This is a genomic window from Bacillus sp. B2-WWTP-C-10-Post-4 (genome assembly GCF_009183805.1).
Taxonomy (GTDB): Bacteria; Bacillota; Bacilli; order Bacillales; family Bacillaceae_G; genus Bacillus_A; species Bacillus_A cereus.
In genome coordinates this window covers 1-763 of the sequence record NZ_WEII01000277.1, presented here as the reverse complement: position 1 = coordinate 763, position 763 = coordinate 1, and the positions used below count along the sequence as shown (strand labels likewise).

Below are 763 nucleotides of genomic sequence, written 5' to 3'. Positions count from 1 at the left end.
AATTAGATTTAAATCGTATTGAAGGAAGATGCGACATAAGGAATACAGCGTCTGAACGAGTTATGCAAAAGCTAAAAATGACATATGAAGGAACATTAAGACAAAGTGTAATGATCAATGGTATGTATTGCGATTCTAAGGTATATTCTCTTTTAAAACATGAATACGGTAACTTTCGATAACGAAAATTATGTAAATATGTAATGTTATCAGACGACTAAATGAGGTACCGTCACATTGCCATAAAGCTAAGGTTTCATACTGTTCATTAAGCAAAAAAGACGTTATTCTTACTGTAGAATTATAGGAAAGGCTGGCGTTTTTTGTATGTCTAATTCTGTATCTGATGACTTACAATTATTTGCACAGGAGATTAAGAGTCTTTTATCCTCAAATACCTTACAGAATCTAGCTAGAGATGTTGGATTTGTACAGCGAACTAGTAAGTATCAAGCACAAGATTTAGTAGCTTTATGTGTATGGATGAGTCAAAATTTCGCTAAAACCTCTTTAACTCAGTGATGTAGCTGTTGAGAAGCATCAACAGAAGTGCACATCAGTCCTGAAGGAGTGAATCAACGGTTTAATGATGCGGCTATACAACTTATGCAACGCCTACTAGCTGAACTACTAAAAAAAAAAATGGACGCATCTATGCCGATTTCTTCGCCATACACTTCTGTTTTCAAGAGTGTTCGTATTTTAGATTCAACTGCATTTCAACTCCCAGATAGAATTTGATCGGTTTATCCAGGTGCAGAAG

1 protein-coding gene and 1 pseudogene are annotated in these 763 nt (G+C 35.1%); both read left to right on the top strand.

Annotated features, from left to right (window positions below; genetic code table 11):
- A partial coding sequence (locus tag GBN78_RS30845; protein ID WP_226798517.1) for a GNAT family N-acetyltransferase occupies positions 1-182 on the top strand: 182 nt, incomplete at its 5' end.
- 145 nt (positions 183-327) lie between these two features.
- A pseudogene (locus GBN78_RS29915) lies at positions 328-738 on the top strand (transposase); the annotation flags it as partial.
- Positions 739-763 lie beyond the last annotated feature (25 nt).